General features: G+C 73.4%; 13 protein-coding genes. 6 read left to right on the top strand and 7 right to left on the bottom strand.

The window, feature by feature from the left end:
* Positions 1–6: 6 nt before the first annotated feature.
* Positions 7–714 carry a VOC family protein gene (locus tag ACZ6Z8_RS02855; RefSeq protein WP_465605665.1) on the bottom strand — a complete coding sequence of 236 codons (708 nt, stop codon included), beginning with the start codon at positions 712–714 and terminating at the stop codon, positions 7–9.
* Between the two features lie 115 nt (positions 715–829).
* On the opposite strand from ACZ6Z8_RS02855, the gene ACZ6Z8_RS02860 reads away from it, so the two are divergent.
* Positions 830–1,933: a Gfo/Idh/MocA family oxidoreductase gene (locus tag ACZ6Z8_RS02860; protein WP_465605667.1), complete on the top strand. Its 1,104-nt coding sequence runs from the start codon at positions 830–832 to the stop codon at positions 1,931–1,933.
* A gap of 5 nt (positions 1,934–1,938) precedes the next feature.
* On the opposite strand, the gene ACZ6Z8_RS02865 is transcribed toward ACZ6Z8_RS02860, so the two are convergent.
* From ACZ6Z8_RS02865 to ACZ6Z8_RS02880, 4 genes are all read right to left on the bottom strand, one after another.
* Positions 1,939–3,522 (bottom strand): MFS transporter, encoded by a 1,584-nt coding sequence (locus ACZ6Z8_RS02865; protein WP_465605669.1) that lies wholly within the window; start codon positions 3,520–3,522, stop codon positions 1,939–1,941.
* On the bottom strand, positions 3,515–4,870 hold the full coding sequence (locus ACZ6Z8_RS02870) for a salicylate synthase (RefSeq protein ID WP_465605671.1): 1,356 nt from the start codon (positions 4,868–4,870) through the stop codon (positions 3,515–3,517). The genes ACZ6Z8_RS02865 and ACZ6Z8_RS02870 overlap by 8 nt, the downstream gene beginning before the upstream one ends.
* Positions 4,871–4,925: 55 nt before the next feature.
* Positions 4,926–11,432, bottom strand: coding sequence for an amino acid adenylation domain-containing protein (locus ACZ6Z8_RS02875; protein WP_465605673.1), 6,507 nt, complete (start codon positions 11,430–11,432; stop codon positions 4,926–4,928).
* A gap of 75 nt (positions 11,433–11,507) precedes the next feature.
* Complete coding sequence (locus tag ACZ6Z8_RS02880) at positions 11,508–12,278, bottom strand: thioesterase II family protein (RefSeq protein ID WP_465605675.1); 771 nt, start codon at positions 12,276–12,278, stop codon at positions 11,508–11,510.
* Between the two features lie 297 nt (positions 12,279–12,575).
* Between ACZ6Z8_RS02880 and ACZ6Z8_RS02885 the strand changes: the two genes are divergently transcribed.
* The 5 genes from ACZ6Z8_RS02885 to ACZ6Z8_RS02905 all read left to right on the top strand — a co-directional run bounded on the left by ACZ6Z8_RS02885 (position 12,576) and on the right by ACZ6Z8_RS02905 (position 18,464).
* Positions 12,576–14,129 (top strand): ABC transporter substrate-binding protein, encoded by a 1,554-nt coding sequence (locus ACZ6Z8_RS02885; RefSeq protein WP_465605677.1) that lies wholly within the window; start codon positions 12,576–12,578, stop codon positions 14,127–14,129.
* A complete protein-coding gene (locus tag ACZ6Z8_RS02890) occupies positions 14,126–15,097 on the top strand; it encodes an ABC transporter permease (RefSeq protein WP_465605679.1) in 972 nt (323 codons plus the stop codon). The genes ACZ6Z8_RS02885 and ACZ6Z8_RS02890 overlap by 4 nt, the downstream gene beginning before the upstream one ends.
* Positions 15,094–15,960, top strand: coding sequence for an ABC transporter permease subunit (locus ACZ6Z8_RS02895; protein ID WP_465605681.1), 867 nt, complete (start codon positions 15,094–15,096; stop codon positions 15,958–15,960). Before ACZ6Z8_RS02890 ends, ACZ6Z8_RS02895 begins: the two co-directional genes overlap by 4 nt.
* Positions 15,957–17,465, top strand: coding sequence for an ABC transporter ATP-binding protein (locus tag ACZ6Z8_RS02900; protein ID WP_465605683.1), 1,509 nt, complete (start codon positions 15,957–15,959; stop codon positions 17,463–17,465). Before ACZ6Z8_RS02895 ends, ACZ6Z8_RS02900 begins: the two co-directional genes overlap by 4 nt.
* Positions 17,466–17,897: 432 nt before the next feature.
* Positions 17,898–18,464, top strand: coding sequence for a hypothetical protein (locus tag ACZ6Z8_RS02905; RefSeq protein ID WP_465605685.1), 567 nt, complete (start codon positions 17,898–17,900; stop codon positions 18,462–18,464).
* A gap of 293 nt (positions 18,465–18,757) precedes the next feature.
* On the opposite strand, the gene ACZ6Z8_RS02910 is transcribed toward ACZ6Z8_RS02905, so the two are convergent.
* Both ACZ6Z8_RS02910 and ACZ6Z8_RS02915 read right to left on the bottom strand, forming a co-directional pair.
* On the bottom strand, positions 18,758–19,060 hold the full coding sequence (locus ACZ6Z8_RS02910) for a hypothetical protein (RefSeq protein ID WP_465605687.1): 303 nt from the start codon (positions 19,058–19,060) through the stop codon (positions 18,758–18,760).
* Between the two features lie 18 nt (positions 19,061–19,078).
* Positions 19,079–19,936 (bottom strand): LysR family transcriptional regulator, encoded by an 858-nt coding sequence (locus ACZ6Z8_RS02915; protein ID WP_465605689.1) that lies wholly within the window; start codon positions 19,934–19,936, stop codon positions 19,079–19,081.
* Positions 19,937–20,004 lie beyond the last annotated feature (68 nt).

A 20,004-nucleotide genomic window follows, 5' to 3' on the forward strand; every position in this document is an offset into this window, starting at 1 on the left:
AAGGGATCAGGCGTTGCCGGGTACGGTCCGGACCGGGCCGAGCATGGCGCCGTGCAACAGGTCCTGGTCCAACTCGCCGTGCAGTCCGGCGAGTTCGATGCCGAGCACCCCGGTGGTGCTGGCGGGTTCGACGACGAACGTGGGGTCGTCGCCGACGATCAGGCGGAAGGCTTCGGCGTCCTCGGCGCGCACGCCCATGCGCACGCGGTGCAGGCCACTGGCGCCGTTGGCGTGCTCGGCCCGGGCGGGGTGCTGCGGCGGGTCGTACGGGGTGACGATGAACGGCAGCCGGTCGTTGCGCGGGTAGGCCAGCCGGAACGTGGTCCGCTGCCCGTCGGGTTTGGTGCGCCGCCAGCGCACCGCCCGTCCGGTGGGGACGCCCGCCGCCCGCAGCGCGGCCAACTCGGCTGCCAGGTCCGGGGTTTCGGTGACCACGGCGACGTCGCAGAAGCCCTCGCCGCCGCGCGGCCAGCGGATCATCCGGGCGCCCGAGCCGCGCCCGGCGATCAGGTCGATGGGCCACTTGAAGTACTTGGCGGTGCTCGGTGTGGTCAGCAGCTCGATCACCGGGCCCTCGGTGAACCAGATGTGGGCGTGCCGCGCCTTGTCCTCGGCGGTCGCGTAGTCGACCGTGAAGCCGAGCCTGCGGTAGTCCCGTACGGCCTGGTGGAGATCGCCCACCCACAGCAGGACGTGGCTGCACGTCGTTCTCATGTTCCGTCTCCCGTTCCCGAACTCTCGCCAATGGCTTGGCATTTGATATGTTTCGCACCAATTGCCCGGTATGGGCTCAAGAGAGTCGCGCGTCGACTCGAAGAAGGGGGTTTCCGTGACACACGCTCCATTGCGCGTGGTCGTGGCCGGCACCGCGTTCGGCCGCATCTACCTCGACGCGGTCCGCTCCGCGCCGCGCGAGTTCGCCCTCGCGGGGGTGCTCGCACGCGGCGGGGACTACTCCGCGAAGCTCGCCGCCCGCCACGGCGTGCCGCTGTTCACCTCCGCCGAGGCCGTGCCCGAGGACGTCGACATCGCCTGCGTCGTGGTGCGCTCGGGCGCCACCGGCGGGCCGGGCTCCGAGCTGGCCCAGGCACTGCTGCGGCGCGGCATCCACGTGCTGCAGGAGCACCCGGTGCACGCCACCGAGGTCGCCGAGTGCCTGCGCGCTGCCAGGCAGGGCGGCGCCGCCTACGCGGTGAACACGCTCTACCCGAACATCGCCCCGGTCCGGCGCTTCCTCGCCGCGGCCGAGTACCTCCGCTCGCGCCGGCCGATCCGCTTCCTGGACGCCGCGTGCAACAGCCAGGTCGCCTATCCGCTGCTGGACGTGCTCGGCCGGGCGGCGGGCGGGCTGCGCCCGTGGTCCTTCGGCGAGCCGGCCGCCCCGGCCGAGGCGCCCGGTACGGCGCCCCAGCCGTTCGTGAACCTCAACGCGGCGATCGGCGGGGTGCCGGTCACCCTGCGGGTGCAGAACCAGGTCCACCCGGGCGACCCGGACAACCACTCGCTGCTGCTGCACCGGATCTCGCTCGGCTGCGACGCCGGGGTGCTGACGCTGTCCGACACCCACGGGCCCGTGCTGTGGAACCCGAGGCTGCACTCGCCGCGCGACGAGACCGGCCGCCTGGTGATGAGCGGGCCGGGCACCGAGCGGCTCGCCGTGCCCAGCACGTCCGTCCTCGGGGAGGCGGACACCCGCAGCTACCACGAGGTGTTCGCCCGCACCTGGCCCGACGCGGTGCTCGTCGCCCTGCGCGACCTGGTGCGCGACGTCGCCGAGCCGGGCCGCCGGGCGCACAGCGGGCAGTGGGCGCTCGCGGTCACCCGGGCGTGGAGCGACCTGACCGCCCGGATCGGCATGCCCGAGCTGATCCGGCCGGACGAGCCGGAGCCGGTCGACCACGAGGAACTGGCCGCAGCGGCGGCCGTGGACTGACGGTGTCACGAGGGCGCCGCCGAAGGCTCCTCGGCGGCGCCCGGCTCCCGGACCGCCACCGGAACGTGGTTGTCCCCGGCCCGGATGAGGACCAGGCTCGCCAGTCCGGCGAGCACACCGGCGATCCCGCCGACCAGGAAGATCGTCGACAGCGCCCCGGTGTAGCCGGTGCGCGCCAGCTCCAGCACCGGCTCGGCCACGGACTTCGGTACGAGACGGCCGACGGCCTCGAACTGGCCGGTGCCCACCAGCGAGCGCAGCGTCCCGGCCGAACCGGCGGGCACGCCCGCCGCGTCCAGCGCGCCGTCCGGCATCGCCGAGTCGACCCGGGCCGTGAGGACGGCGCCGAACACCGCGACGCTGACCGACGTGCCGAGCGGGAAGAAGCTGTTCACCGCGCCCGAGGCGGTGCCGGCCCGGGCGGCGGGCACCACGGCGACCGCGACGCCGAGCAGGTGCGGCATGGCCAGACCGCCGCCGACGCCGATCAGGACCAGCATCGGCACGATCGCGGTCCACCCGTCGTGCGGGCCGATGCCCACCGCCGTGAACATCCCGACCCCGCACAGCCCCATGCCGAGCGCCATCACGGCCGACAACGGCATGACCTTCGCCAGCACCCCGCTCAGCGGCGCGCCGACCATCAGCGCGGCCGACTGCACGAACAGCACCAGGCCGACCTTCAGCGGCGAGAAGCCCAGGATCCCGCCCAGCCACAGGATGACGAACGGGAACATCCCGAAGCTGACGATGCGGGCGGCGAAACTGAGCAGCATCGCGCCGGAGAACGACGGGATGGCGAACAGCCGCAGGTCCAGCATCGCCCGCTCGCCCAGCCGCCGTTCGACCAGTACGAACACCACCACCAGCGCCGCGCCCGCGATCAGCGCGACCAGCACGTCCGGCCTGGACCAGCCCTTGTCCGCGCCGGTCACCAGGCCGTAGTTCAGCGCGAACAGCGCCAGGACCGCGAGGACGGGCCCGGCCGGGTCGAGCCGGGCCTCCCGCGTGCCCGCGCTCCCCGGCACACCGCGGACCGTCCCGTAGACGATCAGCAGGCCCAGCGGCACGTTGACCGCGAACAGCAGCCGCCAGTTCAGCGAGTCGACGACGACCCCGCCGATTACCGGCCCCATCGCCGCCGCGGCGGCGCCGCCCGCGGTGAACAGCGCGACCGCCCGTTCCCGCTGCCCGGCCGCCGCGCCCTCGAAGGCGCAGGCGATCAGCGCGAGGGAGGTGCCCATCACCATCGCTCCGCCGACGCCCTGCACGGCCCTGGCCGCGACCAGCACCCCGACGCTCGGCGCCAGGGCGCAGGTCGCGGACGCCAGGGTGAAGACGACCACGCCGAGCAGGAAGATCCGGCGCCGGCCGAGCCGGTCCGACAGCGCGCCCGCGGTGAGCAGGAGGGCCGCGAACACCAGCGTGTAGGCGTTGACCACCCACTGCAGGCCGTCCAGGGTCGCGTGCAGATCGGTGCCGATCTGCGGCAGCGCGACGTTGAGCATGGTGATGTCCAAGGTCATCAGCATCGCCGCGAGGGAGGTCACCAGCGTGGTCCACCGCCGGTTCGACCGCACGTCAGCCATTCGGTCCGTCATCTCCTCGGTCGTTCGGGCCAGTGGTCGCGGCGGGCACCAGGAACGGCGCCACGCTGCGCAACTTCTCGCAGGTCTCCTCGTGTTCACGCGCCGGAGCGGACGAGGCGACGATCCCCGCACCGGCCCGCAGCCAGGCCCGGCCCGCGCGCTGGTACACCGCGCGCAGCACCAGCGCGGCGTCCAGTTCCCCGTCGCTGTCCGCCGTGAGCACCGCGCCGGCGTACAGCCCGCGCGGGCCCAGCTCCAGATGGGTGATCAACTCGTACGCCGGGCCCTTGGGGATGCCGGACGCGGTGATCGCCGGGAACACGGCGGCGAGCGCGTCCCAGGCCGTGTGCGGGGCGGCCAGGGTGGTGTCCACCCGGGAGGCGAGGTGCTGGACGCTCCCGCGCTCCTTGACGGCCAGGTACTCGCTGACCCTGGTGGTCCCCTCGGCCCCCACGGTCTCCAGCTCGTCGAAGGCGAGCTTCACCGAGGTGGCGTGTTCGTAGACCTCCTTGGGGTCGGCCTGCAGTTCCGCCCGCAGGGCCAGGTCGGCGGCCGGGTCGCCGGTGCGCGCCCGGGTGCCGGCCAGCGGCTGGGTCGAGACGGCGCCCGAGGCGGACACCTCGACCACGGTCTCCGGGCTGAACCCGGTGGCCTGCCACCCGCCGAGGTCGAGCAGGAACGAGCGGGCCGGCGTGTTAGCCCTTCGTCCTGCCAGGTAGGTCGCGGGCATGTCCACCTCGAAGGGCACGTCCACGCAGCGGGAGAGGATCATCTTCTGCAGCCGGCCGGTGCGGATCTGCTCCACCGCGTACGCCACACCCGCGAGGTAGCGGCCGTCGAGCGCCTCCACGCCCACCGGCTCCGGCTCGCCCGTGCCCGCCTGCGCGCCTGTGCGCAGTACGGAGAGGACGGCGGTCAGGTCCGCGTCGTCGAGCGTGCGGATCACCGCGTGTTCCTCGCCGATCTCCAGCTCGACGGCCGGGACCATCAGGTGCGCCAGGACTTCCGGTGAGGTCGCGGCGCCGGGGCCCGCGAGTTCGAAGGAGGCCCAGCCGTACGCGCGCCACCGCTCGATCGGGGCTCGGTGCAGCGCGTCGCGCACCGCCCGCCACGGGGTGCCCGTCCAGGGTTCGGCGGACTCCCCGCCGAGGGTCGAGCGGACCTGCCGGGCGTCCACGGTCACCTCGCCGACCGGGTTGCCGGCGACGAACCACCGGCGGTCGCGCTCGTAGACCACGTACTCGGCGAGGACTCCGGAGCCCGCGACGGCGGACACCGCGGCCGGCGGGTCGAAGGGGCCCGCGACGGCGGTCTCCCGGTAGCTGACGTGCTTTCTGCCCTCTGCCATCACGGCGGTTGCCCCCGTCACTGGCGATCACTCCTCGTTGTCGTGGGACGGCTGGTCACAGCTCGCCCTCCTCCAGGTCGGCGGCGGCCGCACGTTTCTCGGCCAGCAGGGCGGCGACCGCCCGTAGCGTCGGTCCGGCGAACAGCCGCTTGAGCGGCAGGGCGACCCCGAACCGGGCGCGGGCCGCCTCGATGAAGCGGACGGCGAGCAGGCTGTCCCCGCCAAGCTCGACGAAGCTCTGGTCGCGGCCGATGCCCGGCAGGTCCAGCAGTTCCGCCCAGATCGCGGCGACCGCCTCCTCCAGTTCCCCGCACGGGGCCCGGCCGTGGTCGTCGGTGTCGGCCGTGGCGAGCAGGGCGGCGACCGCCGTGCGGTCGACCTTGCCGTTGGCGCTCAGCGGCAGCGCGTCCAGGACCTGGATCCGGTCGGGCACCATGTGCGCGGGCAGCCGGGCCGCCGCGTGTGCCCGCAGCTCGGTGGGGTCCACGGCGGTTCGGCCGGAGGCGACGACGCCGGCGGCCAGGCTCCGGCCTCCGGTGCGGCCCACCACGCACACCACCGCGTGCCCGACGCCCGGGCCGGAGGCCAGCGCCGCCTCGATCTCGCCGAGCTCGATCCGGTGGCCGTGGATCTTGACCTGGTGGTCGGTCCGCCCGAGGAACTCGAGCGTGCCGTCCGGCCAGTAGCGGCCGAGGTCCCCGGTGCGGTACCACCGCTCGCCGCCATCGGCGGTGAACTGCCGCGCGGTGGTCTCCGGCGCGCCCCGGTACCCCCGGGCCACCCCGGTGCCGCCGATCCACAGCTCGCCGGCGACCCAGTCCGGGCAGTCCCGCCCCAGCGGGTCCACCACCCGGAAGCGCTGGTTGCGCAGCGGGAATCCGTACGGCACCGACACCCAGGCCGGGTCCACCTCGGCGACGTCGAAGGCGTTGGACCAGATGGACGCCTCGGTGGCGCCGCCGAGCGCGACGAACCGGCATCCCGGGCTCACGGCGGCGAGCCGCCCGGGCAGGTCGAGCCCCACCCAGTCGCCGGAGATCAGCGCCACCCGCAGCGACAGCGGGTACTCGCCCGTGCCCTCCGCCACGACCAGCAGCATCTCCAGGAGCGCCGGAACGGTGTTCCACACCGTGACCTCGTGGGTGCGCACCAGGTCCAGCCAGACGCGCGGGTCGCGCCGGGCGTCCTCGTCGATGACGACCACGGCGCCGCCGACCGACAGCGGGCCGAAGACGTCGTACACCGACAGGTCGAAGTCCAGCGCGGACACCGCGAGCACGCGGTCCCGTTCGCCGAGCCGGTAGCGGGAGTTGACGTCCGCCACGGTGTTCAGCGCCGAGGCGTGGGTGATCTCCACGCCCTTCGGGTCGCCGGTCGATCCGGAGGTGAAGATCACGTACGCGAGTTCGCCAGGGTCCGTGTCGAGCGGACCGGCGGCTGGCCCGGCCAGGTCCGTCATCGGCACCGCGCGGCAGCCCTGCCACTCCCCCGGCCCCGGTGTGACGACGAACTTCGCCCCCGCCAGGGAGAGGATGCGGTCCCGGCGCGCGGGGGGCTGGTCCACCCCGACCGGGACGTAGGCGGCGCCGGCGGCCAGCACGCCGAGGACGGCGGCCAGTTGGTCCGGCCCCTTCGGCAGGCTGACGACGACCGGATCGCCGGGAACCACCCCGTGTTCGGCCAGTCGCGCGGTCACCCTGAGCGCGCGGTCCGCCAGTTCGCCGTAGGTCAGCGTCCCGGAACCGGCGATCACCGCGACCCGGTCCGGCCGCTCGGCCGCGCGGCGGAAGAACTCCGTGTGCAGCAGCCCGTCCGGCACCGGTCCGGCGGTCGCGTTGACCCGCTCGCGCACCCGCCGGGTGGCCTCGGGCAGCAGGTCCGGCGTCGCCGAGGCCCAGTCGGCGCCGCCCGCCCAGTCCAGCAGCCGCAGGTAGGCGGCGAACATCTCGGCGACCGTCCCGGGCGGGAACAGCTCCTCGACGGCGTCCCAGTTCAGCGCCACACCGCCGTCGGCCTCGACCACCTGGTGGTCCAGCCACACCTGCGGGGTCTGCGACACCCCCCACACCTGGCGGCTGAACGGCCCGGAGCCCGGCGCGGCCGTGCCGCCCGGCACCCCCAGCGCACTGGTGAACACCACCGGCAGCGACACCTCGGGATCGCCGGTGCGGCGGGCGAGTTCGCGCAGGACCCAGACGGTGGACACCTCGCGGTGGTCCAGCGAGCGCCACAGCTGCTCCTGCACCGCCCGTACGCGCTCCAGCCAGCTCTGCCCGGCCACCGGTTCGACGGCGAGCGGCATCAGCGAGGTGAAGTCGCCCATCACACGGTGCACGTCGGGGTGCACGTCCCGGCGGTCGAACAGGGTGAGGTTCAGGGTGAGGTCCGGGCGCGCGCTCCACCGGCCGAGCACCTCGGCGAACGCGGTCAGCAGCACCGCCGAGGGCGTGAGGCCGTGTTCGCGCGCCCGGTCGGTGATCGTGCGCCAGCGCGCTTCGTCCACCCGGCCCTCGTGCCGGACGAAGCGCGGGCGCTCCACCTCGGACGGGTCGACGGCGAGCGGCAGGCGGGGTGCGGGCGGCAGGTCCGCCAGTCGCCCGGTCCAGTACTCCCGCGCTGCGGCCAGTGCGGCGGGTTCGGGGGCCGTGCCGAGCACGTAGTCGCGAAAGGACAGGCCGACCGGGGGCAGTTGGGCGTCCGGGTCCTCGTAGAGGGCGCTCAACTCGGAGTAGAAGAGCAGGATGCTCAGTGCGTCGAGGGCGATGTTGTCGATCCCGATGCCGAGCCGGGTGGTGCGGCCCGAGCGCACGCCCCGGATGGCGAACAGCGGCCAGGCGCCGGGGTCGAAGACCTGGTGCGAGGAGGTCTCGCGCAGCAGCGCGAAGCCCGTCTCCTCGTCGTCCCCCGCCTCGGTCACCGTGATCCGGTACGGCGGTGCGGTCGGCAGGATCCGCTGGTAGCCGTGTTCGTCGAACACCGCACGCAGCATCTCGTGCCGCGCCACCAGTGCGTTCACGGCCGCCTCCAGCCGCGCCACGTCCAGGTCGGGGACGTCGTACTCACGGTAGAAGTGGCAGCCGATCCCGCCGAGGGTGAACTCCTCGGACCGGCCGAGCCAGTACGCGCGCTGCACGTCGGTCGGCGGGAAGGGTTCGTGGCGGTTCCCCTCGTCCGCCACGAGGGCGGGAGCGGCCTCGCGGCCGGCTTCCATCCGCAGGCCGGCGGCGAAGCCGGCCAGCACCGGCTCGGCGAACAGCCGCGCCAGCGCCACCCCCGACAGCCCCGCTGCCCGCAGCCGCCCGACCAGCCTGGTGGCCAGCAGCGAATCGCCGCCGAGGGCGAAGAAGCCGTGCTCACGGCCGACCTCCGGCACCCCGAGCAGCTCCGACCAGGCCTCGGCGACCCGCCGCTCGACCTCGCCACGGGGCGGGGTGACCGGTCCCGCGCCCGGCCGCTCGGCTTCGGCGAGCAGCCGGCGCAGGGCGGGGCGGTCGACCTTGCCGTTGGGTGTCAGCGGCAGCGCGGGCAGCGGCAGGATCGCACCGGGCACCATCGCCGAGGGAAGACGATCCGCCAGGAAGGCGCGCAGTCGTTCGGGTTCGGTGGTCTCGACCAGCGTGACGGCGGCTGCGAGCCTGCCGTTCTCGTCGAGGAGGGAGACGGCCTGGGCGACCGCCGGGTGGGCGGTCAGCGACGCCTCGATCTCACCGAGCTCGATCCGGTGCCCGCGCACCTTCACCTGGTGGTCGGCGCGGCCGAGGAACTCCAGCGTTCCGTCCGGCCAGTACCTCGCGAGGTCGCCGGTCCGGTAGTACCGCACGCCGTCCACCCGCACGAAGCGGTCCGCGGTGCGCTCGGGGTCGCCCCGGTAGCCGATCGCGACACCGGCGCCGCCGATCCACAGCTCGCCCGCCACCCAGTCCGGCGCGTCCCGCCCGAGCGGGTCCACCACCCGGCAGACGACGCTGCGCAGCGGCGTCCCGTACGGCACGGAGGACCAGTCCGGCCCGATCTCGGTGACCTCGCAGACCGTGGAGTGGATCGCGGTCTCGGTGGTGCCGCCGAGCGCGACGAACCGGCACCGCGGCGCCGCCTCGGCGAGCCGGCCCGGCAGGTCGAGGGTGACCCAGTCACCGCCCAGCAGCACCACGCGCAGCGGCAGTTCACCGTCCTCCGCCGCGGTGAGCACCATGTCGAGCAGTGCGGGCACGCAGTTGAGCACGGTGGCGCGGTGGGTGCGCAGCAGTTCCACCCAGGCGGTGGCGTCGCGCCGCTGCGCCTCCTCGACGCACACGACCGCGCCGCCGGCCGAGAGCGGGCCGAAGACGTCGTACACCGACAGGTCGAAGTCGAGGGCGGAGACCGCGAGCGTGCGGTCGCGCGGGCCGATGCCGAAGCGGTGGTCGAGGTCGTCGATCGTGTTCATCGCGGCGGCGTGGCTGATCTCCACACCCTTGGGCTCACCGGTCGACCCGGAGGTGTAGATCACGTAGGCGAGGTCGCCGTCGTCGCCGGGTGCGGGGGCGTCCAGGGCGGCGGTGCCGGGGGCGACCGTCACGTCGTCCAGGACGTACCGGACCCCGGCCGCCGCGTGGATCCGTTCGCGTCGGGCCTGCGGCTGGTCCACGCCGACCGGCAGGTAGGCCGCGCCGGCGGCGAGCACCGCGAGGACCGCGAGGACCTGGTCCGGCCCCTTGGGCAGGGTCACCGCGACCAGGTCTCCCGGCCGTACGCCCTCGGAGCGCAGCCGGCCGGCCAGGGCCAGTGCCCGTCGGGCCATGTCGCCGTAGCTCATCGAGCCGTCAGCGCCCCACAGCAGCGCGGGAGCGTCGGGGTCGGTCGCCGCGTGCGCGAAGAAGCCCTCGTGCAGGCGGCGGCCGGAGCGCGGGGCGGCGGTGTCGTTGGCCCGGGCCCGTACGGCGAGTTGGGCGTCCGGCAGCAGGGCGGGCACCGGGGAGGTCCAGGCCTGCGGATCGCGGACGAGGGCGTCCACGAGCGCGCTGTACGCGCCGAACATCGCGTCCAGCGTGCCGGGCGCGAAGGCGTCCTCGCGGGCGTCCCAGTTCACCAGCAGTCCGCCGTCCAGCTCGGTGACCTGGGCGTCGAGCCACACCTGCGGGCCCTGGGAGATGATCCAGGCGGGGTCGCCGAAGCACTCGCGCACGGCGCGCGGGAACAGCTCGCCGAGGCCGAGCGAGCTGGTGTAGACCACGGGTGCGAGCAGCTGCTCGCCGTTCAGTCGCGAGGCGTCGCGCAGCACCTCCACCCCGGAGTGGCCGGAGTGCTTGGCGTCCTCGTGGAACCGGCGCTGCAACCGGGCCGCGCGCTCGGCGAAGGTGCCGGGGGCGGCGCCGTCCCAGGCCAGCAGGACGGACGAGGTGAAGTCGCCGACCAGTGAGTCCACGTCAGGGTGCAGGGGCTCGCGGTCGAACAGCGGGAGGTTCAGCAGGAAGCGCGGCTCGGAGCTCCAGGCGGTCAGGGTCTCGGCGAACACGGCGGCGAGCGCCATCGCCGGGGTCAGCCCGTGCTGCCGGGACAGCTCGGTGAAGCTCCGTACGGCTTCGGCGTCCAGCAGGCGGTGCCTGCGCACCACGGTGGTGGCGGCGACCTCCCGGTCGTGTCCGGCGACCGGCAGTTGGGGGGCCGGCGGCAGGTCGGCGAGCCGGCCCGCCCAGTGCGCGCGGTCCGCCCGCAGCGCCTCGGCCCTGGCCGGCGTGCTCCGGGCCGCCTCCCGGTCCCTCAGGTAGCGCGGGTAGCCGTAGGCGAGGGGCGGCAGCGACTGTGCGGGGTCGCGGTAGTGGGCGGCGAGGTCGGCGAGCAGGACGCGCAGGCTCAGCGCGTCGGCGGCGACCATGTCGAGGTTGACGTGCATCCGGGTGCCGCCGCTCCTGAGGTGCTGCGGCAGGAGGGAGAGCTGGACGTCGAGCATCTCGCCCGCTCCGATGTCCATGTTCCGGTGGGACAACTCGGCCCGCAGCGAGGCCAGTCGGGCCTCGGCATTCTCGGCGGACATGGCCCGCAGGTCGTGCACCCGCAGACCCGGCCAGGGGCTCTGCGGCAGGATGCTCTGGGTGCCGTCGTCGTGCACCCGGGCGCGCAGCATCGCGTGCCGCGCGAGCACGGCCCGTACGGCGGACTCCAGGCGGGCGGGGTCGACGTCCGTCCCGTCGAACTCGTTGTAGAAGTGGGCGGCGACGCCGCCCAGGCGCTGCCCCTGAGCCCGGCCGACCCAGTACGCGTGCTGCATCAGCGCCAGGTCGAACGGCTCTCCCTCGTCGAGGACTTCGGCCGCCCCGGCGGTGTCCGGAACCGGTACGGCCGGAGCGCCGTAGTGCCCGGCGAGCAGCGTGCGCCAGGACGCGAGGGTCGGCTGCTCGGCCAGTTCGGCGAAACCGATGTCCAGACCTGACCTCTGACATCGGCCGGCGAGGCGCATCATGGTCAGCGAGTCCAGCCCGAGGCGGATCAGGTTGTCCTGTTCACCGATCTCGTCAGCGGGCACGTCGAGCACCTCGGCGACGGCCCGTATCAGCTCGGCCGCCATCTGCTCCTGTGGGATCACGGGTACCTTCCTGTACCGTATTTGGTCTGATGCCCTTGTGCCACAAGGGACTTGCCGACGGATCGCGACGGCTGGTCAGCGATGGGACGCGCCGACCGGAGAGCCGGAACCGGCGGTCAGGCCACGCTCGATCAGCCGGTGCACCGCCTCGGCCTGCTCGACCAGGTAGAAGTGCTCACCGGGCAGTTCGTGCAGCGCGAACGCCGCACTGGTGTGCTCACGCCACCGCCGGGCCTGCGCGGCGGTGACCTCCGGGTCGCCGGTGCCGAGGACCGCCGTGATCGGGCAGCCCAGGACGGGGCCTGGCAGGTGGCGGTAGGTCTCGGCGAGCGTGTAGTCGGCGCGGATGGCCGGCAGGAACACCGACCGGATCTCGGCGTCCCGCAGCAGTTCGCCGTCGGTGGCGCCGAGCCGGACCAGTTCGCGCACCAGCGCCTCGTCGTCGAGCAGGCGCACCGACTCGTCGAGCACCTCGCCCGGCGCGTGCCGGCCGGAGGCGAACAGGTGGACCGGCGCCGTCGCCGGGCGCCGCTGGAGCAGCCGGGCCACCTCGTAGGCGACGGCCGCTCCCATGCTGTGACCGAAGAGTGCCACCGGAATGCCGGTCAGGGCGGCGATCTCCGGGGCGATCGCCCCGGCCAGCGTCGCCATGTCCTCGATGAGCGGCTCGTCGATCCGGTCCGCGCGCCCCGGGTACTGCACGACCCACACCTCGACGGTGTCTGGCATCGCGCGGGCCCAGGAGGTGAAGAAGCTCGCCGCACCTCCGGCGTGCGGGAAGCACACCAGCCGGACCTCCGGGGCCACCCGGGGCCGGTGGCAGCGCAGCCACGGCGTCGGCTTCATGTCCGCGCTCATGTCCGCGCTCGATGCTCAACAGGCGAGTGTCCTCGCGTACGGCCCATGTCGTGCTCCCCCATCGAGAAACGGTTGTACGTTGTACAAGCCAGACTCTCGGACCTAGCGACGAAGCCGTGTCATTCCTAGCATGTCTCATCGTCGTTGGGCCACAGGAGTCTTGACCAATCGTCAAGCGATCAAGCAAGGCTTGCCTTACGTTTGCCCAACCCGGCTCGACTTCGCGCAGCTTATCCGATATGAAACTCATTACCAATAAGCCTGCCCACTTCCTCGGAGGCCCTCATGTCGCCAACCCGTCGTGACCTGCTTCGCTCGGCCGGCTGGGCGCTCGGACTCGCCGGCGCCGGAGCACTGATCAGCGCCTGCGGAGGCGGGTCCACCGGGCAGGTCGTCGAACAGACGGCGTCCTCGACCCCGCGACGCGGCGGAACGTTCCGCGCCGTGCTCACCGGTGGAGGCGCGGCCGAGTCGCTGGACCCGTTCGCCGGCGGCTCGCCGAGCGACTACGTGCGCAACGACGTGATCTACGAGTCGCTGTTCACGCTCCACGACGGCAAGCCCGCGCCGCTGCTCGCGCTCTCCGCCGAGCCGGCCCCCGACGCACGGTCCTTCGTCCTGCGGCTGCGCGACGGCGTGCTCTGGCACGACGGCTCGCCGTTCACCGCAGCCGACGTCGCCTACAGCCTGCGCTACATGAGCGACCCCGCCAGACCGTACCCGAGCGAGCTCTCCTCCTACCTGGACGCCCAGGGCGTCAGCGTGACCGACGACCACACCCTGCGCGTACCGACCCGGCGCCCCGTCGGCGATCCCGCCGTGATGCTCGCCGCGTTCCCCGCCAAGATCATCAAGAACGGCGCGGCCGACTTCGCGCCCACCAGCGCGATAGGCACCGGCCCGTACCAGGTCGAGGCCTTCGAGGCCGGGCGGGAGGCACGCCTGGCGCGCTTCGACCGCTACTGGGACGGCGCGCCCCTCGCCGACTCCGTCGTCCTGTCCAGCCTCGCCGACCCGCAGGCCAAGGTGAACGCGGTCCTCACCGGGCAGGCCGACTTCGCCGCCGACATCCCGTACACCGCCGCCCGCACCGGCACCGACAGCTCCACCCTGGAGATCCGCCGCACCGACGCGCGCCACCGGACCGGCTTCGGCTTCGTGCTCAACGCCACCCGCCCGCCCTTCGACGACCCCCGGGCCCGCCGGGCGATCCGGCTGGGCATCGACCGGAAGGCCCTGGTCGACACCGTCCTGCTCGGCAACGGCAGCCCGGGCAACGACCTGTTCGGCGCCGGCAGCGAGTACTTCGCCCAGCGCGAGCCCCTCGCCAGGAACGTCGACGAGGCGCGGCGGCTCGTCAAGGAGTCCGGCGCCGGCGGCGCCGAGATCAGGATCCGGTCGGCCGAGTGGGAGATCGGCTACAACGCCTCCACCCAGCTCTTCGCCGAGCAGATGCGCGAGATCGGACTGAACGTCAAGCCGGAGATCGTCTCCGTCCCGACCTTCTTCGACGTCAAGGCCCTCTCCGAGGCCCACGGGATCGTGTTCTCCATCGGCGCGCTGCCCCTGCCGGTGATCTACGGGCGAATGGCCGCGTACCCGTCCCTGGCCATGCCGGACGACGCGATCACCAAGGCGGTGTCGGCCGCGATCGGCGACACCGACGAGACGCGGCGCCGCAGTTCCTGGGGCGAGGTGCAGGACGCCATGTTCGACCGCGGCAACACCGTGGTCTGGGGCCTGGCCGACACCCTGTCGGTGGCGCGGAAGAACGTCGCCGGCATCGAGACCAGGACCGACGCCAAGTACCCGTACCTCGGCAAGGCGGGCCTGGCGTGACACCCTCCGCCGCTCCCCTGCTGCGCTACCTCGCCGGCAGGCTCGCCACCAGCGCCCTGGTGCTCGTCCTGCTCTCGCTCGTGGTGTTCGTCGGGGTTGACCTGCTGCCCGGCGATCCCGTCGCCGCCCGCCTCGGCACCACCGCGACCCCCGAGCGGATCGCCGAGGTCCGTACCCACCTGGGGCTGGACCAGCCGGTGCTGCAGCGCTATGCCGACTGGGCCGCCGGCCTGCTGCGCGGCGACCTCGGCTCCTCCGCCTCGGGCCGGCCGGTGGGGGCGATGCTCGGCGACCGGGTCGGCAACTCCGCGCTGCTGGCGGGGCTGGCGATGCTCCTGCTCGTACCGGTCTCGCTCGGCCTGGGCCTGCTCGCGGCGGTGCACCACGGACGGGCGACCGACCGCGTGATCACCACGGCCTCCCTGCTGCTGGTGTCGGTGCCCGAGTTCGTCGTGGCCGGCGTCCTCGTGGTGCTGTTCGCGGTCGGCTGGCGCCTGCTGCCCGCCGTCTCGCTCATCCCGGCGGGCTCCGGCCCGCTCGAGTACCCGAGGGCGCTGGTGCTGCCGGTGCTGAGCCTGTTCCTCGTCGGCTTCGCCTACTCGCTGCGGGTGATCAGGGGAGCCGCGACCGCCGCCCTGCGGTCCCCGCACGTCGAGTTCCTGCGGCTGTCCGGGGTTCCGGACATGACGGTGCTGCGGGTCGCGGTGCTGCCCGCGGTGGTGCCGATCGCCGTGCAGGCCTGGCTGGTCACCGGCGTCGGGCTGATCGGCGGCGCCGTCCTGGTGGAGAAGGTGTACGGCTACCCCGGCGTCGGGGAGCTCCTGGTGACGTCCGTCCAGACCGCTGACCTGCCCGTGGTTCAGGCACTGGCGCTGATCCTCGGGGGCGCGATGCTGGTCGCGTTGGCACTGGCGGACCTCGCGGTCCGGCTGGCCACGCCTCGGCTGCGCACGGCGGTGGCGTCGTGACCGCCCACACCGCGAACGCCCGGACCGCGACCGTGCACACGGTGACCGGCCGTGGGGTGACCGTCCGTCGGGTCGTCGGCCGCCTCGGCCTGATCCTGCTCGGCCTGTTCCTCTGCGCCGTCCTCCTCGGCCCGCAACTGGCGCCGCACCGGGCGACGGAGACCGTCGGCGTGCCGTACGCGCTGCCCGGCGAGGTGGGCCTGCTCGGCACGGACCACCTGGGGCGCGACGTGCTGTCACGGCTGCTGTACGGCGGCCGGCCCCTCCTACTGACCAGCCTCGCCGCGGCGGCCGCCGGCTCCGCTGCGGGCGTACTCGCCGGGTTGGGCGCCGCACTGGCCACCACCGGCAGGCGGTGGCTCGCACCTCTGATCATGCGGCCGCTGGACGCGGTCGCCGCCGTGCCGTCGATCCTGGTGGTGCTGCTGATCCTCACGGTGCTGCCGAACCGGGCCGGTCTCGTCCTCTCCATCGCGGTGACCAGCGTGCCGCTGTCGGCCCGGGTGGTCGCGGCTGCGGCGGCCCAGGTCGCCGGGCGTGCGCACGTCGAAGCTGCGACGGCGCGCGGTGAGGGATGGGCCTGGATCCTCGGCCGGGAGCTGCTGCCGCTGATCGCCGGGCCGGTGGTCGCCGACTTCGGCATGCGCTTCGTCTCCGCGGTCTACCTGGTCGCCGCCGCGGGGTTCCTCGGACTGTCCACCTCGGATTCGGATTGGGGCCTGCTCGTCGTGGAAGCACTTCCGGGCGCGGAACTGCAGCCGTGGGCGCTCATCGCGCCGATGGCGTGCGTGGCGGTGATCGCGGTCGGCGCCAACCTGGGCTCCGACGCGGCGGCCCGCCGCCTCAAAGGGGTGCTCTCATGACCGAACTCACCTACGCTCCACTGAAGTTGGTGGAACTGACGGAGCTGCGCCTGCACGCGGGGAGCGTCCCCGTGCTCGACGGCGTCGACCTCACCGTGGCCGAGGGCGAGACGGTCGGCATCGTCGGCCCGTCCGGCTCCGGCAAGACCACCCTCGGGCTGGCGGTCCTCGGGCACCTGCGCGAGGGCGTCCGGCACACCGGGGGCCAGGCCCTTGTCAACGGGACGCCGGTCCTTCCGGTGCCGCCGAACGGACTTCGCGGCACGACGGTCGGCTACGTCGGCCAGGACCCCGGTCTCGCACTCAACCCGTACGCCCGCGTGTCCTCGATCCTGCTCACCGCCGCCCGCGCACGCCGCCTGCCACGGACGGAACGGACCGCCCTGGTCACCACCCTGCTCGACCGCGTCGGCCTGCCGGGCGAACTCGCCGGCCGCTACCCGCACCAGCTCTCCGGCGGCCAACAGCAGCGCGTGGTACTCGCCGCCGCCCTCTCCCGCGAACCCCGGCTCCTGGTGCTGGACGAACCGACCACCGCGCTCGATCTGCTGGCGCGGGCGGAGGTGCTGACCGAACTCCGGCGGCTGAAGGAGCGCGGCGTCGCACTGCTCTGGATCAGCCATGACCGCGATGCCGTCGCCGCGCTCGCCGACCGGACCGTTGCGGTCGAGGCGGGCCGGATCGCCGCGCCGCGCGCACCGCGCCGGACACCGGCCGCACTCCCCACCGCCCGGACGCCGACCGAGCCGGCGTTCAGTGCCACCGGGCTGGTCGCCGGCTACGGAACCACCCAGGTCCTGCACGGCCTCGACGTCTCGGTGGGAGCCGGCGAATGCCTGGCGGTGCTCGGCGTCTCGGGAGTCGGCAAGAGCACCCTCGCACGCTGCCTCGCCGGACTCCACCGGCCCTCCTCCGGCACCCTGGCGCTACGCGGGGCCGAACTGCCCGTCGACATCCGCCGACGGACCACTTCGCAGCGCGCGGCGGTGCAACTGGTGGCGCAGAACCCGGCCGAGGCCCTCCACCCGCGCCACGACGTCCGGACCGCGCTCGCCCGCCCACTGCTGCGACTGCGCGGCCTGCGGGACCGGTCCGAACGGAACGCGGAGATCGACAGGCTGCTCGACGCGGTCGCCCTGCCCACCGACGTGGCCGACCGACTACCGGGCGAACTGTCCGGCGGACAGCGGCAGCGGGTCGCACTGGCCCGGGCGCTCGCCGCCAGGCCCGCCGTACTGATCTGCGACGAGGTGACCGCCTCGCTCGACTCCGACACCGCCGCCGGCATCGTGGAATTGCTGGGCAGCCTGCGGGACGGCTTCGGCCTGGCGGTCGTGCTGATCACGCACGACGCCGACATCGCAGCGGCTGCCTCGGACCGGCTGGTGGTCCTGTCGGGCGGCCGGATCGCCCGCACGGGGCCGACCCGCGACCTGCTGCCGTCCGGCGAGGCCCCCGACCGCCTGGCCACCGCCCTCCTGGGCTTCGCCTCCGAGCCGGCATGAGGACATCGCCGGGAGCGACCGCTGCATGAGGCCCAGTTCGTGGCCGATCGCGTGTTGGACGTGCGAGCCGACGGACGCTGCCGGGGAGGCGCTGAAGACCCTACTACCGGCTGCCGATGGACATGATGATCAACGGAGGCCGGAGCCATGGGCTCCCCCGTCCGGCAGGTCGATGCGCTGCCGGGTGCCCATCGGTGGGCCCCTGATGTTTTCCTCCCGCGACCGGCGGGTGCCGACCGCACGGTCGGGTCTAGGCGGTGCCACCACCGGTGCTGACCAGGTGCCACGACGTGCACGTGGCGTCGGTGACGGCCGGTAGTCTGTGCGATTGTCGATCGAAGGGCGATCGATGCACATCATGGGGGATCAGTTCACATGTCATCTCGTCGAATTCTCCGGACCGCCGTAGTCGCCGCGTCGGTCACTCTGGCCTTGACGGCGTGCGGCCCGGAGAGCGGCAACGACTCCGCCGGCGGTACGGCGACGAAAGCCGGCTCCGCACCGAGCTCCGCGCCCACCGGAGCCGGCGGTACTGCAGCTGCCAAGCCCACCTCGAAGGCCCGGCCGTCGGGCAAGGCGAGCCCCGGCGGCACCGGCTACCTGGCGGCCGACTGCAAGGACAGCTCCAAGGCGCCGAAGGTGCCGGCCGGACACAAGGTCGTCATCGTGAAGAAGGCCGCGACCAAGACCGAGCTGTTCGCCGTCGATGCGGAGTACACCTGCACGATGCCCGACCAGGGCTGGTGGGAGAAGGGCGCCGAGAAGACCTACACCATCGCGCCCGACGTGACGACGGCGCTGGCCGACAACGGTGCCGGGCCCAAGGTCCCGCTCGACCGGATGATCGACCACATGACCAAGTGCCTCGCGGGCGGCCAGGACAAGCCGGTCTGCGACGCGGGCGACGTCTACGAGATCACGGTGGATGGCTCCGGCAAGGTGACCGCGATCGCGGAGCTCTGGGGCTTCCTGATCCCGGAGGAGTTCAACAAGGTCTGATCCGGTGCACGGGTCGACGTCCCCGGGCGGGGCACCGCCCGGGGACGTCCGCCATCGGCCAGGACACGTGCAGGACGACTGTCCCGCCGGTGAGTCCCAGTCGTCCGACCGCGAGGAGCAGGGCGTCCGACCGGGAGGGCCGGGCGCCCTGGATGCCGTCACCAGTCGCTTTGAGCTGCGCTGATCTTCATGGACTCCCGTGCATGCCGACAGCGTCCGAGTATGGCGACGGCCGATCTAGTCGACCTGCAGATCGAGCTGAAGCTCCGCGAGCTCCTCCCAGCGATGGCCGGTCACCCGGCAACCGCTGAGCTCGTCGTTACCGGTTCCGTCGTCCGCCCCCGGAGCTGGAACCGCTCCACCGTGCCGCCCGTGAGCACGACCCCGACCAGTGCCAACACCGTCAGCCCGCCAGCGGCCAGCGCGTCGGCCCACCGGTCCAGACCCGGCCGGAGCCTGAGCCCGACCAGCGCCGTCACCAGGCCCGCCCCGAGCAGGACGAGCGGCCAGGCCGCCCACGGCGTCCCGTCCGCCCGGCCGCGCTGGACGCCCCGTCCCTCGGCACCCCCGAGGAACTGGCCGCCCTCGCCTCCCACCCCGCGTGTCTCTCCGCTCTACCCGCCGTGGCCCGTCGCCTTGCCCGCCACTGCGGCGGCCGTGCGGACGAAGGCGGCCAGGGCTGGGGAGGTGGCGTGCTCGGGCCAGGCGAGGAGGAGCGTGGTGGGCTCGGCATCATCGACTGGGACAGCGACCAGGTCGTCGCGGAGCTGGTCGCGGATGGAGGAGGGGAGGACGGCGACCATGCGGCGCAAGGCGATGAGGTGGAGAAGCTGCCCAAGGTCGTGGACCTCGGGTCCGTGTGAGCCACCCTCAGATGCGCCCGGCCAGCGCGGCAGGGGCTCCCCGGCGAGGTCGTCCAGGCAGACCCGGGTGCGGCCCGCGAGGCGATGCGAACTCGGCACCACGAGAACTTGAGGCTCGGTCAGGAGGTCCTGGGTGTCCAGGCCGGTGAGGTCGTGGTGGGGGCGGTGCAGCAGGGCGGCGTCGGCACGGCCCTCCCGCAGGAGGATCTCACGCTCGCCGAAGCTGCACACCAGCTCGACCGGCAGCGCACCCGGCTCAGTCTGATAGGCGTCGAGGATCGCGGGCAGCAGGCCACCGTCGCCGCCCGGCTTGATGACCAGGACCAGACGCGGTTCGGCGCGGCCGGCCCGACGGGTGCGGCGCGCCGCGGCCGACGCGGCGTCGAGCACCGTACGGCTCTCGCGGAGCAGGACGGCCCCCGCCTCGGTCAGTGCGACCCGGCGACTGCCACGTTCCAACAAGGCCACGCCCAGCCGTCGTTCGAGCTGCTGAATGGCGCGGGAGAGCGGCGGTTGGGTCATCCCCAGTCGGGCGGCCGCCCGACCGAAGTGCAGTTCCTCGGCGACAGCGGTGAAGTAGACGAGCTCGCGGACCTCCAGTCTTTCCATACCCGCACGGTATCGCTGCTTACCTGATCGGTGTTGGAACTCCCGGCCGCCCCCGTGGTGGGCTGAAC

It is taken from the genome of Kitasatospora sp. NPDC101108, assembly GCF_055584725.1.